General features: G+C 56.8%; 14 protein-coding genes and 1 tRNA gene. 7 read left to right on the plus strand and 8 right to left on the minus strand.

The features are described 5' to 3' along the window. Window positions 1-14: 14 nt before the first annotated feature. Complete coding sequence (locus HY010_22615) at window positions 15-989, plus strand: 6-bladed beta-propeller (protein ID MBI3478531.1); 975 nt, start codon at window positions 15-17, stop codon at window positions 987-989. Then, on the plus strand, window positions 986-2,797 hold the full coding sequence (locus HY010_22620; GenBank protein ID MBI3478532.1) for a hypothetical protein: 1,812 nt from the start codon (window positions 986-988) through the stop codon (window positions 2,795-2,797). The genes HY010_22615 and HY010_22620 overlap by 4 nt, the downstream gene beginning before the upstream one ends. A 67-nt stretch (window positions 2,798-2,864) precedes the next feature. Here the strand turns inward: HY010_22620 and HY010_22625 are convergent, their stop codons facing one another. From HY010_22625 to HY010_22635, 3 genes are all read right to left on the minus strand, one after another. Then, window positions 2,865-5,186, minus strand: a complete 2,322-nt coding sequence (locus tag HY010_22625) for a hypothetical protein (GenBank protein MBI3478533.1) — start codon at window positions 5,184-5,186, stop codon at window positions 2,865-2,867. A 188-nt stretch (window positions 5,187-5,374) separates the two neighbouring features. After that, entirely contained in the window at window positions 5,375-6,040 is a 666-nt protein-coding gene (locus tag HY010_22630) for a hypothetical protein (GenBank protein MBI3478534.1), read from the minus strand. 42 nt (window positions 6,041-6,082) lie between these two features. After that, complete coding sequence (locus tag HY010_22635; protein ID MBI3478535.1) at window positions 6,083-6,733, minus strand: tetratricopeptide repeat protein; 651 nt, start codon at window positions 6,731-6,733, stop codon at window positions 6,083-6,085. Window positions 6,734-7,405: 672 nt separating this feature from the next. On the opposite strand from HY010_22635, the gene HY010_22640 reads away from it, so the two are divergent. Then, on the plus strand, window positions 7,406-7,807 hold the full coding sequence (locus HY010_22640) for a ribonuclease HI family protein (protein MBI3478536.1): 402 nt from the start codon (window positions 7,406-7,408) through the stop codon (window positions 7,805-7,807). A gap of 53 nt (window positions 7,808-7,860) precedes the next feature. Here the strand turns inward: HY010_22640 and HY010_22645 are convergent, their stop codons facing one another. Then, complete coding sequence (locus tag HY010_22645; protein ID MBI3478537.1) at window positions 7,861-8,292, minus strand: SMI1/KNR4 family protein; 432 nt, start codon at window positions 8,290-8,292, stop codon at window positions 7,861-7,863. 97 nt (window positions 8,293-8,389) lie between these two features. Further along, window positions 8,390-9,358 carry a UDP-glucose 4-epimerase GalE gene (gene galE, locus HY010_22650; GenBank protein MBI3478538.1) on the minus strand — a complete coding sequence of 323 codons (969 nt, stop codon included), beginning with the start codon at window positions 9,356-9,358 and terminating at the stop codon, window positions 8,390-8,392. A gap of 124 nt (window positions 9,359-9,482) precedes the next feature. Between galE and HY010_22655 the strand changes: the two genes are divergently transcribed. Further along, complete coding sequence (locus HY010_22655) at window positions 9,483-10,685, plus strand: glycosyltransferase family 2 protein (protein ID MBI3478539.1); 1,203 nt, start codon at window positions 9,483-9,485, stop codon at window positions 10,683-10,685. 5 nt (window positions 10,686-10,690) lie between these two features. On the opposite strand, the gene HY010_22660 is transcribed toward HY010_22655, so the two are convergent. Further along, a complete protein-coding gene (locus HY010_22660) occupies window positions 10,691-11,419 on the minus strand; it encodes a class I SAM-dependent methyltransferase (GenBank protein MBI3478540.1) in 729 nt (242 codons plus the stop codon). A gap of 112 nt (window positions 11,420-11,531) precedes the next feature. On the opposite strand from HY010_22660, the gene HY010_22665 reads away from it, so the two are divergent. From HY010_22665 to HY010_22675, 3 genes are all read left to right on the plus strand, one after another. Beyond that, complete coding sequence (locus tag HY010_22665) at window positions 11,532-12,995, plus strand: sigma-54-dependent Fis family transcriptional regulator (protein ID MBI3478541.1); 1,464 nt, start codon at window positions 11,532-11,534, stop codon at window positions 12,993-12,995. Window positions 12,996-13,139: 144 nt separating this feature from the next. Beyond that, window positions 13,140-13,216: transfer RNA gene (locus tag HY010_22670), tRNA-Pro, on the plus strand. 104 nt (window positions 13,217-13,320) lie between these two features. Continuing rightward, complete coding sequence (locus HY010_22675; protein MBI3478542.1) at window positions 13,321-13,671, plus strand: hypothetical protein; 351 nt, start codon at window positions 13,321-13,323, stop codon at window positions 13,669-13,671. A gap of 185 nt (window positions 13,672-13,856) precedes the next feature. Here the strand turns inward: HY010_22675 and HY010_22680 are convergent, their stop codons facing one another. Beyond that, the gene (locus HY010_22680) at window positions 13,857-14,525 is read right to left on the minus strand and encodes a DUF2306 domain-containing protein (protein ID MBI3478543.1); all 669 of its coding nucleotides are present in this window, start codon (window positions 14,523-14,525) and stop codon (window positions 13,857-13,859) included. Between the two features lie 141 nt (window positions 14,526-14,666). Next, window positions 14,667-15,842, minus strand: a complete 1,176-nt coding sequence (locus HY010_22685) for a beta-lactamase family protein (GenBank protein ID MBI3478544.1) — start codon at window positions 15,840-15,842, stop codon at window positions 14,667-14,669. Between the last annotated feature and the right edge of the window lie 47 nt (window positions 15,843-15,889).

A 15,889-nucleotide genomic window follows, 5' to 3' on the forward strand; every position in this document is an offset into this window, starting at 1 on the left:
AACCCGCCATACCCATGCCCCCCGATCTCATACTGGAAGGGGGCCGCAAGCTCAGCTTCGAGCGGGTTCTCGGTTCAGAACGCGAGATCCGCGGCAAGCCCGGTTTCTGGAGAAAGCTGGTGGATGTGGTGGCCGGCGAACCGGACTACAAGAGGATGGTCCGGCCCTACGGTGTTGCAGTTGATTCGCACGGACGCGTCGTCGTTACCGATCCCGGGATGAACGGGATTCACATATTTGACGCAGAGCAGCACAAGTACAAGTTCGTCGAGCGCAGAGAGAAATCAAAAGACCCGATGCTGCAGCCGCAGTGCATCGCCGTTGATGCCGAGGACAATATCTATGTCACGGACTCAACTGCGGGCAAGATTTTCGTCTTCGAGCCCAGTGGCAAATACAAAGGCGTGTTCGGCAGCCTGAAAGGTGGGGAAGGATATTTCAAGCGGCCGACCGGAATCGCAATCGACCGCGAAACAAGACAGATCTACGTCACGGACACTCTTCGTGACAAGGTTTACATCCTGGATGCGAACGGACAGGTGTTGAACAGTTTCGGGCAGCATGGCGAGAAGAACGGCGAATTCAATCTCCCCACCGAACTGATGATCAAGAACGGCGTCCTGGCAGTCGTCGATGCGATGAACTTCCGCGTGCAGACCTTCGACGCTAAGGGAAATTTTCAGAGCGCGATTGGAGACCTCGGTGATTCCGAAGAGGCGCTGTTTCGCCCCAAGGGGATTGCTCTCGATTCGGAAAAACACATTTACCTGGTCGAGGGCCTGTCGAGCACCATCCAGGTATTTGACCGCGACGGACAGTTGCTCTACTACTTCGGCAGGCGCGGACGGAACTTGGGAGAGTTTCAACTTCCCGCGGGATTGTTTATTGATAAGACCGATCGTGTGTATGTAGTCGATTCATACAACCGCCGCGTGCAGATCTTCCAATATCACGGCGTGAAATTGAGTGCGCAAGGAGCGAGGCCATGAAAACCAGAGTGATGCTGTTCCTCTGCTTCGTAGCTTCGCTCGCATGGGCGCAATCGAGCGATGTGCTCGGATCGCATGACCTTTCGATGAGCGGCACGTCGCGGATTAAAGGCCAGATGTCCGCCGCCTGCCTCTATTGCCACGTACCGCACTCGGGACTCGGCAAGGGCCCGCTGTGGGGGCAAACGTTCTCGACTGCGCTGTATTCAACTTACACCAGCGGCACCGAGCAAAATGCAGCCATCCAACCGGAACTTGGCCAGGCAAGCTCGCTCTGCCTCAGTTGCCACGATGGGACGGTCGCGGTTGGGCAAGTGATTCCATACGGGCCCTACGCCATGACGGGCACGATGCCCAAGATGACCACGGAACTGCAGAGCACTCACCCCTTCAGCCTTCAACTTCCGCTTAAGGATGCAGCGAACCTGGTGGCTACCCTGGCGGCGAATGGAACCACTAACGACCCCACGCAAGCGGTCAAACTGATCCGGGGCAACCTGGAGTGCACAAGTTGCCATGAACCTCACAATCAAAGTATCGACAAGCATTCCCTCAATTTTCTAGTGAAGGATAACGTCAAGGGGGCAGTGTGCCTGGCCTGCCATGAAATAAATCCGCGGACCGTCAACGGCCACGATAATGTGCTCGCAACCTGGCCGGTCACGATCCACGCCACTGCCGGCAACCTGGTCAATCCGAATGCGGGATTGGGCGGATACAGCACGGTGGCGGAGTTCGCGTGCAATTCGTGTCATATCCCGCACGCCGGGAGCGGTGCCAAGGGATTGTTGCGGGGAAGCAACGAGGCCGATTGCATCACCTGCCATAACGGTGGCTCAGCGTTGTCGCCAGCGGCCCCGAATGTTTTTGCAGAGTTTGCCAAGCAGGGAGCGCATCCTTTTTACACTCCCACCGGATCGCATGATGCGAGCGAGGACGTGCTTCTCAATCAGAACCGGCATGCCACGTGTGCCGACTGCCACAATCCGCACACGTCCAACCAGGTTGTGACCTTTCCGCTTCCGCCGACATTGCGCGCGTCCCAGGATGGTGTTCCGGGAATTAGCTCTTCGGACGGCGTCACCGTGTTGAAGCCCGCCGCGAACCAGTTCGAAAATTGCCTGCGGTGCCACGGAACCAGTACCGGCAAGACCACGAACCCGGTGGTATTCGGATACCTGCCGGTGCGGGTTGTGGCCGCGCCGGATCCATTGAATGTGATTCTGGAATTCAGCCTTACTTCAACGTCCAGCCATCCCGTGACCCACGATCGGACCAGCCCGCTTCCTCAGACAAGCCTGCGTGCGAACATGCTCAATCAGGATGGCGCGACGATTGGGCGAGCGATGGGGAGTCGTATTCTCTGCACCGACTGCCACAACAGCGACGACAACCGCGAATTCGGCGGTACGGGTCCAAGCGGTCCCCATGGGTCGAGGTGGTTCCATCTCCTCGAACGACGCTACGAGTTCAGTCAGGCTGTCGTTCCGGGCGGGACGATTACCAATCTGTTTCCCACACCTGATCTCAGCGTGGCCGGTCCGTACGCGATGTGTGCCAAGTGCCACGACCTCGCGCAACTGATCAGCAATAGCAGTTTCACTGAGCATGAGCGTCACATCAACGCGGGCTTTTCTTGTTCGGCGTGCCACACCGCGCACGGTATGGGAACAGTATCGGCCTCGATCAGTGGAGAACGCCTGGTGAATTTTGACGCGGGCGTAGTTGCGGCCAAGACCGGAGTCCCCGTCTCCTACAACCGGGCCACCAATTCGTGCGCATTGGTTTGCCACAATCAAACCCATTGACGATGGGGCAGCGTTGCACAGGTAAGGCACTCTTCGGAGTTGCAGACACCGAGCGAAAGAACAATCCTCAGTAAATCAAACGAATGATGTCGCTATGATCGTCCGTCCACAGCCGTGGGCCGACTTCGTAGACGTATTGAACAGTAATCGACTCCAGGCCTGGAATGTTCAAGGAATCGGGGCCTTTCGACATCAGAAACCAGCCGCTATCGAAGGTGAGGCCTTGGCCATGGCTCATCGTCATGCGCGATTGAGAATGAAAATGTTGCGCGGCACCGAGGAGAACCGGAACGAGATTGACGTGTCTGCTCGTAATATGAACCGCAATGATCCCTTTGTCAGAGTCCAGTAGCTTCCAATAAGTTTCAAATGCCTCTTCTGTCAGCAGGTGCACGGGAATCGCATCCCCGCTGAAAGCATCGAGCACGAGGACGTCAAATTGTCTGGACCGGCCTTCCGCCAACTCGCGCTCAAGAGAAAGACGAGCGTCTCCCAGCACAGTTGTTACAGAAGCTGGCGAATCTTCTAGAAACGTAAAAATTGGCTGCTCGCCTTTCGAGAGCGCGACTACATCGGGATCGAGTTCGTAAAAGCGAATCGAATCGCCGGAGTGTCCATAGGTTGCGAGCGTACCTACTCCCAGACCAACCACTCCGATCCGCAAATTGCTGGTCCAACCCGACCTCTTGGAGTGATTGCGAAGGACCACTCCGATGCCGCTATCCGGGCCATAGTACGCGAGCGGGACACGTTGATCGGGAGGATCGAGTTGTGCGCCGTGCGTGGTCTGCCCATGAACGAGCATCTGCATGTTGTGGTCGCGAAAAACCCGAACCAATCCGAAGAAGTTGCGTGCGCTTGACACCATCCCAGGCTTCGGCCGCGCGTTGTAGCCAAGTACCACGAACGATCCTAACGCCAGCAGAGCCACGAGGATCTGTACGAAGCGGAACGTGGATTTTGGAGGGGTGGGAGATTGTTCGAAAACGAGCGTACCTAATACAACTATCGTTCCAATTAGAAAAACAATCGGATAAAACCTAACCACGGCGAGAACACCGGCTACTTCGGGATCCCAAATGCCAATCGCGTAGGCTACTACGATCGTGATTGCAACCACAGCCACAGGCAGGATTAAACTCCCGGAAAATATCCATGATCCCCGGTCGCGAAAGAGCGTAATCAGCAGCAGTAAGACAGCCAGTCCAAGTGACAACTCGAATTCAACGAACGATGTAAACAGGCGAGGGGCGATCAATGCTACGAATATGCCGCCGGCGGCTCCGCCTGCCGAAATCGAGAGGTAGAAAGACGTGAGGTGACTGGCTGCAGGCTTCGTAATGGCCAGCTCGCCGTGGCAGATCATACAGGTTGCGAACAGGACCACTAGCGGGAACAACAAACGAGCAAAGACGCTCAGATGTGTTTGCAGGGCAGCGCAAGTCAGGAAGAGTGCGATTCCAAAGAGCGGGTGAAAGACGGCTCGTTGATACCAGCGTGGATGATCGAAGCAAAAAATGAAACTGAACAGATAAATGGAAAGTGGCAGCACCCAAAAAAGTGGAACAGTAATTACCTCCTGGCACAGCAAGTTGGTGGTTGCCAACAGCAACGAAGAGGCGCATGCCGCCAATACAAACCACAGCAAGAAATTGAGACGGCTGTAAGGTGTGGCCGCAGAATCCGGGAGTTCCTGCGATTGGGCAATGGCGGCGATGCCGTAGTCCCTGGTTTTGCGGCTGCACAGCAGGCAGGCAGCGACGAAGACGCAGAACAGGATTGCCCACAATTGCCCTAGTGTCTTCAGGCGAAGAGTCGGCTCTAAGAGAAATGGAAAAGCTAAGAGTCCGAACAACGATCCGAGATTTGAGAGAGCGTAGAGCCGATATGCCCTTTCTCCGGCACCAATGCGGCTGAACCAGGATTGCAACAGCGGAGCCGTCGTGGACAAAACAAAAAAAGGTAGGCCGGTGGTGACCAGAATGATCAAACAGACGTTTGCCACCGGGTGATCACTTTGCGGCGGCTTCCAGTTCGCGCCGGGAGTGATGGCAGAAGGCCACACAACCGACAGAGCTAACACCAGGAGAATCGCAGCCGACATCAGAAGCGCGTGCAGTTTGAATTGTCCGGAAAGCGGAAGACGCGTCGAAACCAGATGGGAATAGACATAGCCCGCCAGAAGCAGCAACTGGAAGACCAGCATACTGGTTGTCCAAACTGCCGGCGAACCACCGAACCACGGCAGAATGTGTTTGTTCACAATCAGCTGCACTTGAAAGAGAAGGAACGCACTCAAGAATGAAGTCACCGCAAAGAGCAGCAGTGTTGTGGCGCCCACCGATGCTGGTGTTGCATCGGTGACAGTCACCCGGTTATTCGTTCCCATGCCCATCTCGACTCGCGGAGCGTGTGGCTGTATCCCGGACGGCCGGGCCGAAGAATGTGAGGGCAATCAACCTGACCTGAGCCGATCCTTTAGCCGGTTCGTGGCAACACTCACAAAAAGTGTGAGCAGATTCGCTTCACCTGGGGCGTGAGGCGAGGTTACAAGCCACTCCATATCTCCTCGGATCACTACTCCGCCAGTGGTTTTCCCTTGGTGCCGGGCTTCACTTCCGAGTGTTTCTTGGCTTCAGCGATCATCTGTTCGACTTTGTCTTTTGCTTCGTAGTTGGGGTTCGTCGCCAGCAGCTTTTCCCAATCCGCCACGGCTCCAGTAACGTCCATCTTGCCCTGCCACTTTACGAGTCCTCGATTGAAGAGCGTGTTCGCTTTATTCGGCTCGTCAGTGAGCGCCTTGCTGAACTCCGCGATTGCGGAATCGGCGTTGCCCATGTACCAGTACGCCGTGCCCATGTCGGTACGTACACCGGCGTCCGAAGGCCTTGTTTTAAGGGCACGTCCGTAGTAGTCAATTGCGATCGGATACTGCTGTGCGTCGTAATAACTGTTGCCAATACTCGCCAGCAAATCTGCATTGGTAGGATCCGCTTTTAGTTTTTCGATCAGTGGCGCCGCCTGTGTGTCGGCCATGGCCTTCAATTGGGCGGGACTTGGCATCTGGGACGCGGGTTGTTGCGTCGTCGGTGCGCTCGCCATATCCGGAGCGGCCGCCGCGGGACTCTGTGATCCGCGAATCAGCCAGCCGCCAGCGATTCCAACGAGCAGGCAGATCACGGCGAGAACATAGGCCTGCACGCTGGTCCACTGCTGGGTAGAGGTCCGATTTTCAACTGTCATGGTCAGGTACTCCCTTAGAGCCCGTTTCGGTCTCTGGTCTGATTAGCTCTTACCTTGCGCCTGGACACCAGCGATCAACTTTTTTACTGCGGCCTTACGGTCCGCGCTCAACTGCGGATTTGATTTGAGCAATTCCTGCCAGGCGGCTACTGCTCCCTTGCCGTCTTGTTTCCCTTGCCACTTGATCATGCCAAGGTTGAACAATGTATTCGCATCCTTGGGGTCATCGTGCAGCGATTGGTTCAGCTGTGCGATCGCTTCTTCGACATCGCCGTTGTAATACAGGCACGAAGCGAGGTCAGTGCGAATGGCAACGTTCTTGGGGTCGGATTGCAATGCCTTGTCGAAGTACGAGGCCGCTTCCTTGAATTGATGAGTGGACTTGTAGACCAGTGCCACCTGATTGAGCAGAGCGCTGTTGTTGGGATCGCTCTTGAGCTTTTCGAGTAGCGGCTCCGCCTTCTTGTCAGCCATCTGCTTCATCTGCTCGAGAGTTGGCCTTCCGCCAGCCATGCTTGCACGTGTGGCTGTTTCAGCCGGGCCCGCCGAAGCGGCCGGGGGTGCGGCAGGCTGCGATCCACGGAACAGGTAGCCGATCGCCATGCCAACTACCAGGCAAACCGATGCCATCACGAACACTTGTTTCTTCTCCCAGTTCGTTCCCGAAGCGAGCGGCGCGGCATCATTTGCCATAAGAATTAGGAACTCCCGAAGGTGACGGACACAACCGCCACCGAGCCATCCTTGTGACTTCTAACGTATCGCTGGGTGGCCAAGCGGGACAATAAGCGGGATCACATGAGTTTGTGACGTAAATCACAACGAGAGAAGAATCGGAGGGAAAAGCGGGGGCAAAATTAAAAGGGCCGTGACATTGGTTATGCTCTAGCTGCTCGCTCCTGCGAGGGAGCTAACAACGTGGAGACATGCACCGTCACGACCCTCGATGTGACCACTGCTTTCGCAGTTCCAAACCCCGGCTGAACCTCGCAGAACAGTCGGTTTTTTCGGGTCTGGCAGCTCGCCGAGTCACCCCAGCTTGCCTGTCACTCAGCCTACTTCAGGTCCGCCACGGTTTATTTTGGCGTTCCCTTTCAGCCGTCGACGGGACCCAAGTTAAGCGCAACCCCATAAAAAGTCAATGCCGCTTTTCGGTGCAATTGAAGAATAAAAAAACGTCGTCGATGAATGTTACAAGTGGATGAATCGGAAACATTTGGCAAAACAGAAATTAATTCGGGACTAGTTTTGCACAGAATTTCGCACAGAATTTCGCGCGCCCGTTACGGCCGATATTCGCCAAAAAGTTATCTTCTTGACGCGACGCCTTCTTCTCGCGCATGTTGGTAGGAGCACAGGGTAGCAATGTCAGTATTCGTAGCTTACGTTGATGGCGGCTCGCTGGGAAATCCTGGACCATCCGGGATTGGCGTCGTCATGGACTCTCCCGAACGCGATCCCATCCGAATTTCCAAGTGGATCGGCCATCAGGACAACAACGTAGCCGAGTACATCGCCCTGCTCGAAGCCTTGCAGTGCGCCCTCAATCTCAACGCCAGTGGCTTGCAGGTCTATTCCGATTCCCAGGTCGTTGTCCGCCAGATGCGCGGCGAATATGTTTGCCGCAGCCCGCGCCTGTATTCCCTGCATTGGATTTGCCGCAAGCTAGCTCGCTCCCTGAGTTTTTCCATCAACCACGTGTCGCGCGAAGATAATCTTGAAGCTAACCGACTGGCGAACGCGGGCGCGCGCCGGCAGAACTGCTAGCCCGAACTAGTCACCGGAGTGGCATTGTTGGTGTAATCGCGAGCTTTCAGCAGCTAATCCCCTTCGGCCTCCAAGCCGATGGCCTCAATGAAGGCCGCCATGTTGGGCGCAATTTCCTTCGCGCTCTCTGGCCCTGCAACCTGGTCAATCGTCACAATAGGCCAAGGTGGCCCGATACGTAGGTCGAATGCAATAGACTCAAGTCCGCCGTTGCTGCCGAAGAACATGAAGGTCGGAAAACATTCAAGAACTTGCTGATTAGTGTGACAGAGTTCGATGCAATCCTTCACTGCATAGAGCTGAAACCATAAAGGCGGCAATGCAACAGGCCCTTCTCCCCCATTGCTGAATCGCAAGAGTTCAAGATATTCCGCTGGTAGAACTGCTCTTGCCCTCGATTCCAAGAGTGCGATTTCGTCTTGTGAAGCTGGCCCATTAGCCTGCCAGTCGCGTTTTGGTTGGCTGAGGACGTCCCACACGCTCATTAAACTGCTCTTTCGGCAGAAGAGTTCACTTGATAACTGACGAAATCTAGCGATTTCACTCTACTGAGCAAACGAAGACAAATCACTGCCATCTCCCTTACGCCCCGCTCTGAACCCTCTGCATCCACTTCCACGCACTCGAAACAATCTCCGGCAGTCCCCGAGTCGCTTTCCATCCCAATACTTTTTTTGCCAGGGTAGGATCCGCTACCAGCACCGGCGGATCTCCCGCTCGCCTTGGCCCCATGGTGCGCCGCACAGGTTTGCCAGTCGCCGCCTCTGCCGCATGAATCACCGCCAGCACGGAATCCCCATTGCCTGATCCAAGATTGAGAGCGATCGACTCGCCGCCTTTCTCCAGATGCTGGAGCGCCCGCACGTGTGCGTCCGCCAGATCGTTCACGTGGACGTAGTCGCGCACGCACGTTCCATCCGGCGTTGGATAGTCGGTGCCGAAGACTTTCAGTTCGGCGCCGTCTTGCGTGGCCGCGAGAGCGAGCGGAATCAGATGGGTTTCCGGCGTGTGCATCTCGCCAATCTCGCCGCTTTCATCCGCCCCGGCGGCGTTGAAATAGCGCAAGCGTGCCGACCGGAATCCATACGCGTGGTCGTAGGCTTCAAGCGCGTACTCACAAAATAATTTGGACGTTCCGTATGGATTCACCGGCTGCCGCGAATTGTCCTCCGTGATCGGCACCTTTGCCGGCTCGCCATACACCGCGCAGGTTGACGAAAAAACAAAGCGACGAATCCCCGCATCGAGTGTGGAATTCAACAGGCTTAGCGCGCCTTCCACATTATTGCGGAAATATTTTCGCGGGTTCTCGACCGACTCGCCGACATAGGCGGCTGCGGCAAAGTGCATCACTCCTTCGACCCGCTTCAATACTGGCCGCAACTTCGCCTCATCGGCAATGTCGCCCTCGACTAACTCAAATCCCTGAGCCAGCCGTCGATGGCCATTCACCAGGCTGTCGTAAATGATCGCTTCGTATCCAGCCCGCCGCAGAGCGCGTGCCGCATGACTGCCGATATAACCTGCCCCGCCTACTACCAGAATTGCCAATGGATTGGCCCTCGTTCCTGTGTTGAACTACCGCCTGAACAAATCATTCTATTTGAGCGGATGGAAACATGACTTGCAAGGAGCCGGGTTTCGATTTTCAATCGGAGAGCCCCAAGGCTGGCCCATGTTCCCAATCACTCCGGACGAACAAATCCGCAACCAGGTGGCGTCCACAGATACGCCGCCCGAACTGTCGGTTGTTCTCCCCTGCCTTGACGAAGCGCGCACGCTGCCGGCCTGCATCGCGCAGATTCAGCGCGCCATCGCGGAACACAGCATCCACGCCGAGATCATCGTGGCGGACAACGGAAGCACCGACGGCTCTCCCGCGCTCGCGACCTCACTGGGTGCCCGGGTTGTGGCTGTCCCCGAACGCGGTTATGGCAGCGCATTGATGGGCGGCATCGCTGCTGCCCGCGGGCGCTACGTCATCATGGGCGATGCCGACGCCAGCTACGATTTCGGTGACATCCCGAAATTTATCGAGCAACTGCGCGCCGGCGCAGACCTGGTCATGGGTAATCGTTTTCGCGGAGGCCTACAGAAGGGCGCGATGCCGTTTCTCCACCGCAATCTCGGCAACCCGGTGCTGAGTTTTCTGGGACGCCTTTTCTTCCACGCTCCCTGCGGAGATTTTCACTGCGGCCTGCGCGGATTCAGTATGCAGGCCTATCGCCGCATGGATTTGCAAACCACGGGGATGGAATTCGCCAGCGAGATGGTGGTGAAGGCGTCGCTGTTCAAAATGAAGATTGCCGAAGTGCCGACCACGCTTTCGCCTGCCGGACGCGATCGCCCGCCGCACCTCCGCAGTTGGCGCGACGGTTGGCGCCATCTGCGCTTTCTCATGATGTACAGCCCGCGCTGGTCGTTCCTCTATCCCGGTGCGGCCCTGATGGTCGCCGGCACGGCGCTCGCATTGTGGCTCTTGCCGGGACCTCGCACTGTGGGATCGATCACCATCGATATCCATACTTTGCTGTACGCGGTCATGGCAATCCTGATCGGTTTTCAGATGGTGACGTTTTCGATCTTCACAAAAGTATTTGCGATCACGGAAAAATTGATGCCGGAGGACACGCGCCTGAATTGGTTGTTCCGCCATTTTCAGCTCGAAACCGGATTGTTGATCGGCGGCTTCCTGATGGCGGCTGGGGTGGGTCTCGCTGGCTATTCACTTTTCTTGTGGAATGCGCACGGCTTTGGGCCGATGGATCCAGAAGGCCTGGTGCGCGTGGTGGCCAGCACCATCGTCCTGTTCACGATCGGCGTTGAAATCTGCCTTGCCAGCTTCTTCCTGAGCATTCTCGGACTACGGCGGAAATAGCAAAATTACTCAGCGTCCCGGGTTTTCCGGCACAGCACCTGATACTGACCACCCAGTGGGATTTTTCTCAGCAAAGCTTCGAGAGGACGTAAAGCGGAGAGAGATTTTGGGAAGAAGAACAGGTAATCCGTGCGCAGGATTTCGAATCCCGCATCTCGCAACATATGGCCTGCTTCAACCGGAGAAATTGTGATCGCATCTTCGTCGAAGGAGCAACGAGACATCACGTACTGCGTCCCGGGATTCCAGGGATTGTTTTCCCACAAGGCAAAGACTCCTCCGGGACGCAAGGCCGCTCGAATGGATCGCAATGCTGCAGCGCGCTCCTCAATGGGGATGTGATGGAAGACTCCATTGCTGTAGGCGCAGTCGAGATTACCGGGCGGCCGAAATTCTGAGAGCATCTGGAATTGGATCTGGTCTGTCGAATAGGTCCGTTGCGCTTGCTTGATGATCTCGGGAGAGGAATCCACTCCGATCACCGAGGCGCACCGTAACTCCGCCAGCAGCAGGGGAGCCGTCGAACCGATCCCGCAGCCAAAATCAAGCGCGGTTGCCGGCTGCATGCCCAGCCGCACCAGGCAATCGGCCAGCCAGCGAACCCGTCCCCGGGCAAAAAAGGCCGAGTCTTCCCCGGTAGCGGCGAGCGCCTGGTTCAGATAGGAGTCATAGCCGCTTGCATACTGGTCGAAACCGTGTCGCTCCGGGCTGGTGCGTTCTGAGGACGACGCCATACGACTTATCCTACTCACGGAACCATCGGCTGGTATACGGCACGACGGCTCCAGAGCAACACTTTCCAAACGGGGCAGTCGCGCGCCAGTGCGCTAGAATGATGGATTCCGCATGCCTGCAGACAAAATCCTTATCGTCGACGACGAACGCCTGGTGCGCTGGTCTCTTCGCCAGAAGTGCGAAGAATGGGGCTTCCAGGTATTTGAGGCCGACGGCGGCGAAGCCGGACTGAAACTGGCCCAGGTGGAGTCTCCCGACCTGGTGTTGCTCGACGTTCGCATGCCCGACATCAACGGATTGCAAGTCCTCGAGCAGCTCAAGAAAAATGGCGAAGCTCGCGCCGTGATCATGATCACTGCCGATCCGCAGGTCGACGACGTAAAAGTTGCGCTCAAGCTGGGTGCGTACGATTTTGTCGGCAAGCCTCTGGACTTCGAAGAACTCCACGTCACCATCAAGAATGCGCTGGAAGCGTCGCGCCTGCGTTCCGAGGTGCAGTCGTTACGCGGAGAAGTCAAGCGCACCACCGGATATCACGAAGTTGTTTCGACGTCCGCGCAAATGACGGAGCTGATGAATTTCGTGCGCAAGGTTGCCGCCAGCGAAGCGACGACGATCCTGATCCAGGGGGAGAGCGGCACCGGCAAGGACCTGATCGCGAAAGCCATTCACTATGAAAGCTTCCGCCAGGAGCGGCCTTTCGTCGCCATCAATTGTTCCGCCATCCCTGAAACTTTGATGGAAGCCGAGTTGTTCGGCCACGAAAAAGGTGCCTTCACCGATGCCAAGCAGTTGAAGAAAGGCTTGTTTGAAGTCGCCGACGGCGGCACGCTGTTTCTCGACGAGATCGGAGAACTGTCGCCGCTGCTGCAAGCGAAACTACTGCGCGTACTTGAGGATCAGATTATCCGCCGCGTAGGCGGCATTCGCGACATGCAGGTCAATGTTCGAGTGATCGCAGCTTCCAACCGCGACCTGGAAAAAGAAGTTCGCGAAGGAAATTTCCGGCAGGACCTCTACTACCGCCTGGCGATTATCGCGATCTTCATCCCGCCGCTGCGCGAGCACAAAGACGACATTCTCCCGCTCGTGGATTTTTTCATCGAGCGCTATAACCGCCGCTTTCGTAAATCCGTTCGCGGACTCGCCGACGAAACGCGCCGCTTGCTCTTGCAACACAACTGGCCGGGCAATGTCCGCGAGCTGAAAAATTCGATTGAGAGGGCGATGATCCTCGAAGAAGAATCGCGGCTGCGTCCCGTTTATCTGCCATTTTCCGTGAGCGAAGCCAGCGCCGGACTTACCGCCTTCGAGCGCACGGCAACGCCGGAAAGCGGCCAGGCCCTGCCCAACGGACGGTTCCTGCCCCGCCTGTACATCCCCGAAGGCGGCACGTCTCTCGAAGAAGTGGAGCGGACCTTGGTTGAACTCGCCATGAAGCAGGCCAATCACAAACAGACGCATGCCGCCCGCCTGCTCGACATCAGCCGCGACGCTCTGCGCTACAAGCTGAAAAAATTTGGACTGGTACCCGGCGACGAACCCGAGGCGCAGGACGAATCGAAAGAAGCCTGATTGCAAACAAGCCTAGAAGAGAAATTACGCCGAAAATCCTGCGTAAATGCTGCCGTAGAGACGCGGGTTGCCGCGTCTCCCGCCGCATAGTGGTAATATCTTCAAGTCAACCCCGCGCTGCCGGCCTCGGTAGCGTACTCGTGTCGGGACGTAGCGCAGCCTGGTAGCGCACTTGCTTGGGGTGCAAGGGGTCGCGAGTTCAAATCTCGCCGTCCCGACCAAATATTTCCTGATTCTTCCCGGTCGTATTCCTCTCACATCTCGAAGAACGCGAAGCCCGGGCGCTCGGCTTACGGTACGATCATGTGGTTTGAAGGAGTTCATCATGGGCAGCCTGACTCTTCTCCATTCCCTAAAAGAAAGTATCCTCGGCCAAGCGTCGGTGAAGGCCGTGTACGGCGAGCCGATCACCGTGCACGACAAGACAATCATTCCGGTGGCAAAAATCCTATACGGTTACGGCGCGGGCGCCGGCTCTGGACGCACGGGCGAGGGCAACTCCAGCGGCGAGGGCAGCGGAGGTGGCGGCGGAGTGAAGGCAGTACCGGTTGGCGTGATCGAGGTGACCAGCCAGCACACGAGATTCGTTGCAATCTCAGACAAATGGAAATTGACCGGTGCTGTGCTGGCGGGAATCGGTCTTACACTGCTTTGGGGCAGGTACAAGAATCGTTGAGGCCAATGGCGGGTGGCCGTGTTGATGGAAAGTTGAGATCACGACTCAACCCTGCGCAGTCGTCATCCGTGATTCCCACGTCTCGAACCCCGCGAGAAATGGGGCACCCCGAGTGTCTGTGGGAGAAGTGGGCCACCCGCCCGACACGGTTATCTAGTCAGCCGGTGAATTGCAGTCTCCTCCAGTTACACCAGCGCTGTTTCCGACCGTGCGGCAGCGGCCTTCACGACGGCACGTGGAAAGATCGTCCTCCAATCCAGGAAGATGTTCGGCAAGAAGGCGGCAAGAGCGATGGTGGTCCACACCACCATCTCGACGCCGGCGGAGCCCAACTGGAAGACTGGAGGAATGGGAATGATCATGCGCGCGACGGTGAATACCATGGCGAAGGGATAGCTGCGGATCATCCACCGGCGGTGCTGCGCGATGTTGCCATTGCGTATGCAGTAGAGCGCGATCGCAGTGGTCACGATCCATCCAAACCCTTGCACGGCCGAAGCGGCGACGAGGGACAGGGAACCGATCTTCATCGCGATGGGAATTGCGAATGGGACGGAGGTGAACACACTCACGACGTAAACGTACCCCAGTGTGCGATGGATCCTCAGATAGCGTGCGCGCAGACGATTGGAGAACTGGAAAGCGCCCAGCACCATAGCCAGCGCGCCAAAAAAACCGTGCGCGACGAGGTACCACTTGACGGGCGCGAAGTGGAGCGCGATAGGCGAGGTGGGGTTAAAGATGTGCATGTTCTTCATGTACGTAACGAACACGGTCAGTAGACCGAAGACGACAAAGAACACGAGCTTGGCTTGAGAACGCGAGCGTTGGCCAGACGCGGTCGGAGTAGACATTGATCACCCCGTGGATTGCGACGAGGATAGCAGAAGAGGAACCCAGTCTGGGGTCCGATTCTGGATCTAAGATGGTAAAACTCTGTGGGCGCCGGGCGGCCGGGCACCCCGAAGTCTTTGTGGGTGAAGTGGGCTACACGCCTATCCGAGCGCGCTCTTCCATGCGCTGACTTTCGAAACCATCTCCCAGACCATGTCGTCCAGCGCTTCGGCGGATGATCCGCTCCGGGTGTTGGTGAGAGCGGCCCAACAGAAATGGCTGGCCGTGCGAACCAGGATTGCGCTGGTTCCACCCAGATCGCCGCCATGCCACCAGTGGCCCTTTTCGTTGACCATCCATCCCCGAGCGTAGTTCGGCGACGCGGCACTGGGTGTCGTCATCCTGCGAATCGTTTCTGGTTTCAGGATGTTGCGGCTCGCATCGAATCCATCGACGTGGGTCGCGAAGAGAACCAGATCCGTGGGAGTCGCAATCCAGCCGCCGTGCGAGTCCATTCTTTTCACGTTGATTGCATAGGGATCATCGTTATGGCCGGGCTCGGTTTGCTGGCCATAGTAAGTGACTTCTCCAGCAGCCCGCTTGGCCAACGAGTTCTCCGCAATACGCATGTCCTCGATTCCTGAAGGCGAGAGACTTGTCTTCCGAACGTAGTCCGCATAGGGAAGTCCGGTGACTTTTTCAATCACTCGGCCAAGCACGCAGTATCCAAAATTCGAGTACGCGAATATTTTCCCCGGGGGATTTTTCAGCGGTTTTGTGTCCAACGCCCACGAAATCAGTTCGGCTTGGCTCATGGCGGGACTGGAAAACATCGGATCGTCCTGCAAATCCCAACCGCCGGAGGTGTGGGTGAGCAAGTGATCGATCGTGATCTCTGCAATACCCGGTCCATAGGCTTTCGTGCCGTATTTCTTGCCCAGGATGCCGTGGACTCCAAAAACCAGGTCATCACTTTTGATTTTTCCGGTTTCGATCAAATGGAAGATTGCCGCAGAAGTGATCGGCTTGGAAATGCTGGCGATCCGGAAGAGGCTCGAGGTCGTGAACGGCTGGCGAGAGTTGCGACCTGTCTCTCCGAAAGCCTGTTGGTAGAGCAGCTGGCCGTTGAGAGCGATGGCCACGGAGAGTCCGGGCGCATTGAAATCGTGCCTGAATTTCTGGGCGACGTCCGCCATCGCGCTGCGTTCGGATTCCTGAATCCCATTGTCCGGCGAGGACGCGCGAAGCAGCTTTCGCCCGAGCAATGCAGGCACGATCACGGCCGCTCCGCGTGCGATCTGCTGGAGAGCAGTTCTTCTGGTTAATACATGTCCCACTCTGCGACCTTTCTCGAAACGGTGAACCGTGTCTTCGTGCCGATCGA

This window comes from Acidobacteriota bacterium, from assembly GCA_016196065.1.
Lineage (GTDB): Bacteria > Acidobacteriota > Terriglobia > Terriglobales > Acidobacteriaceae > Acidiflorens.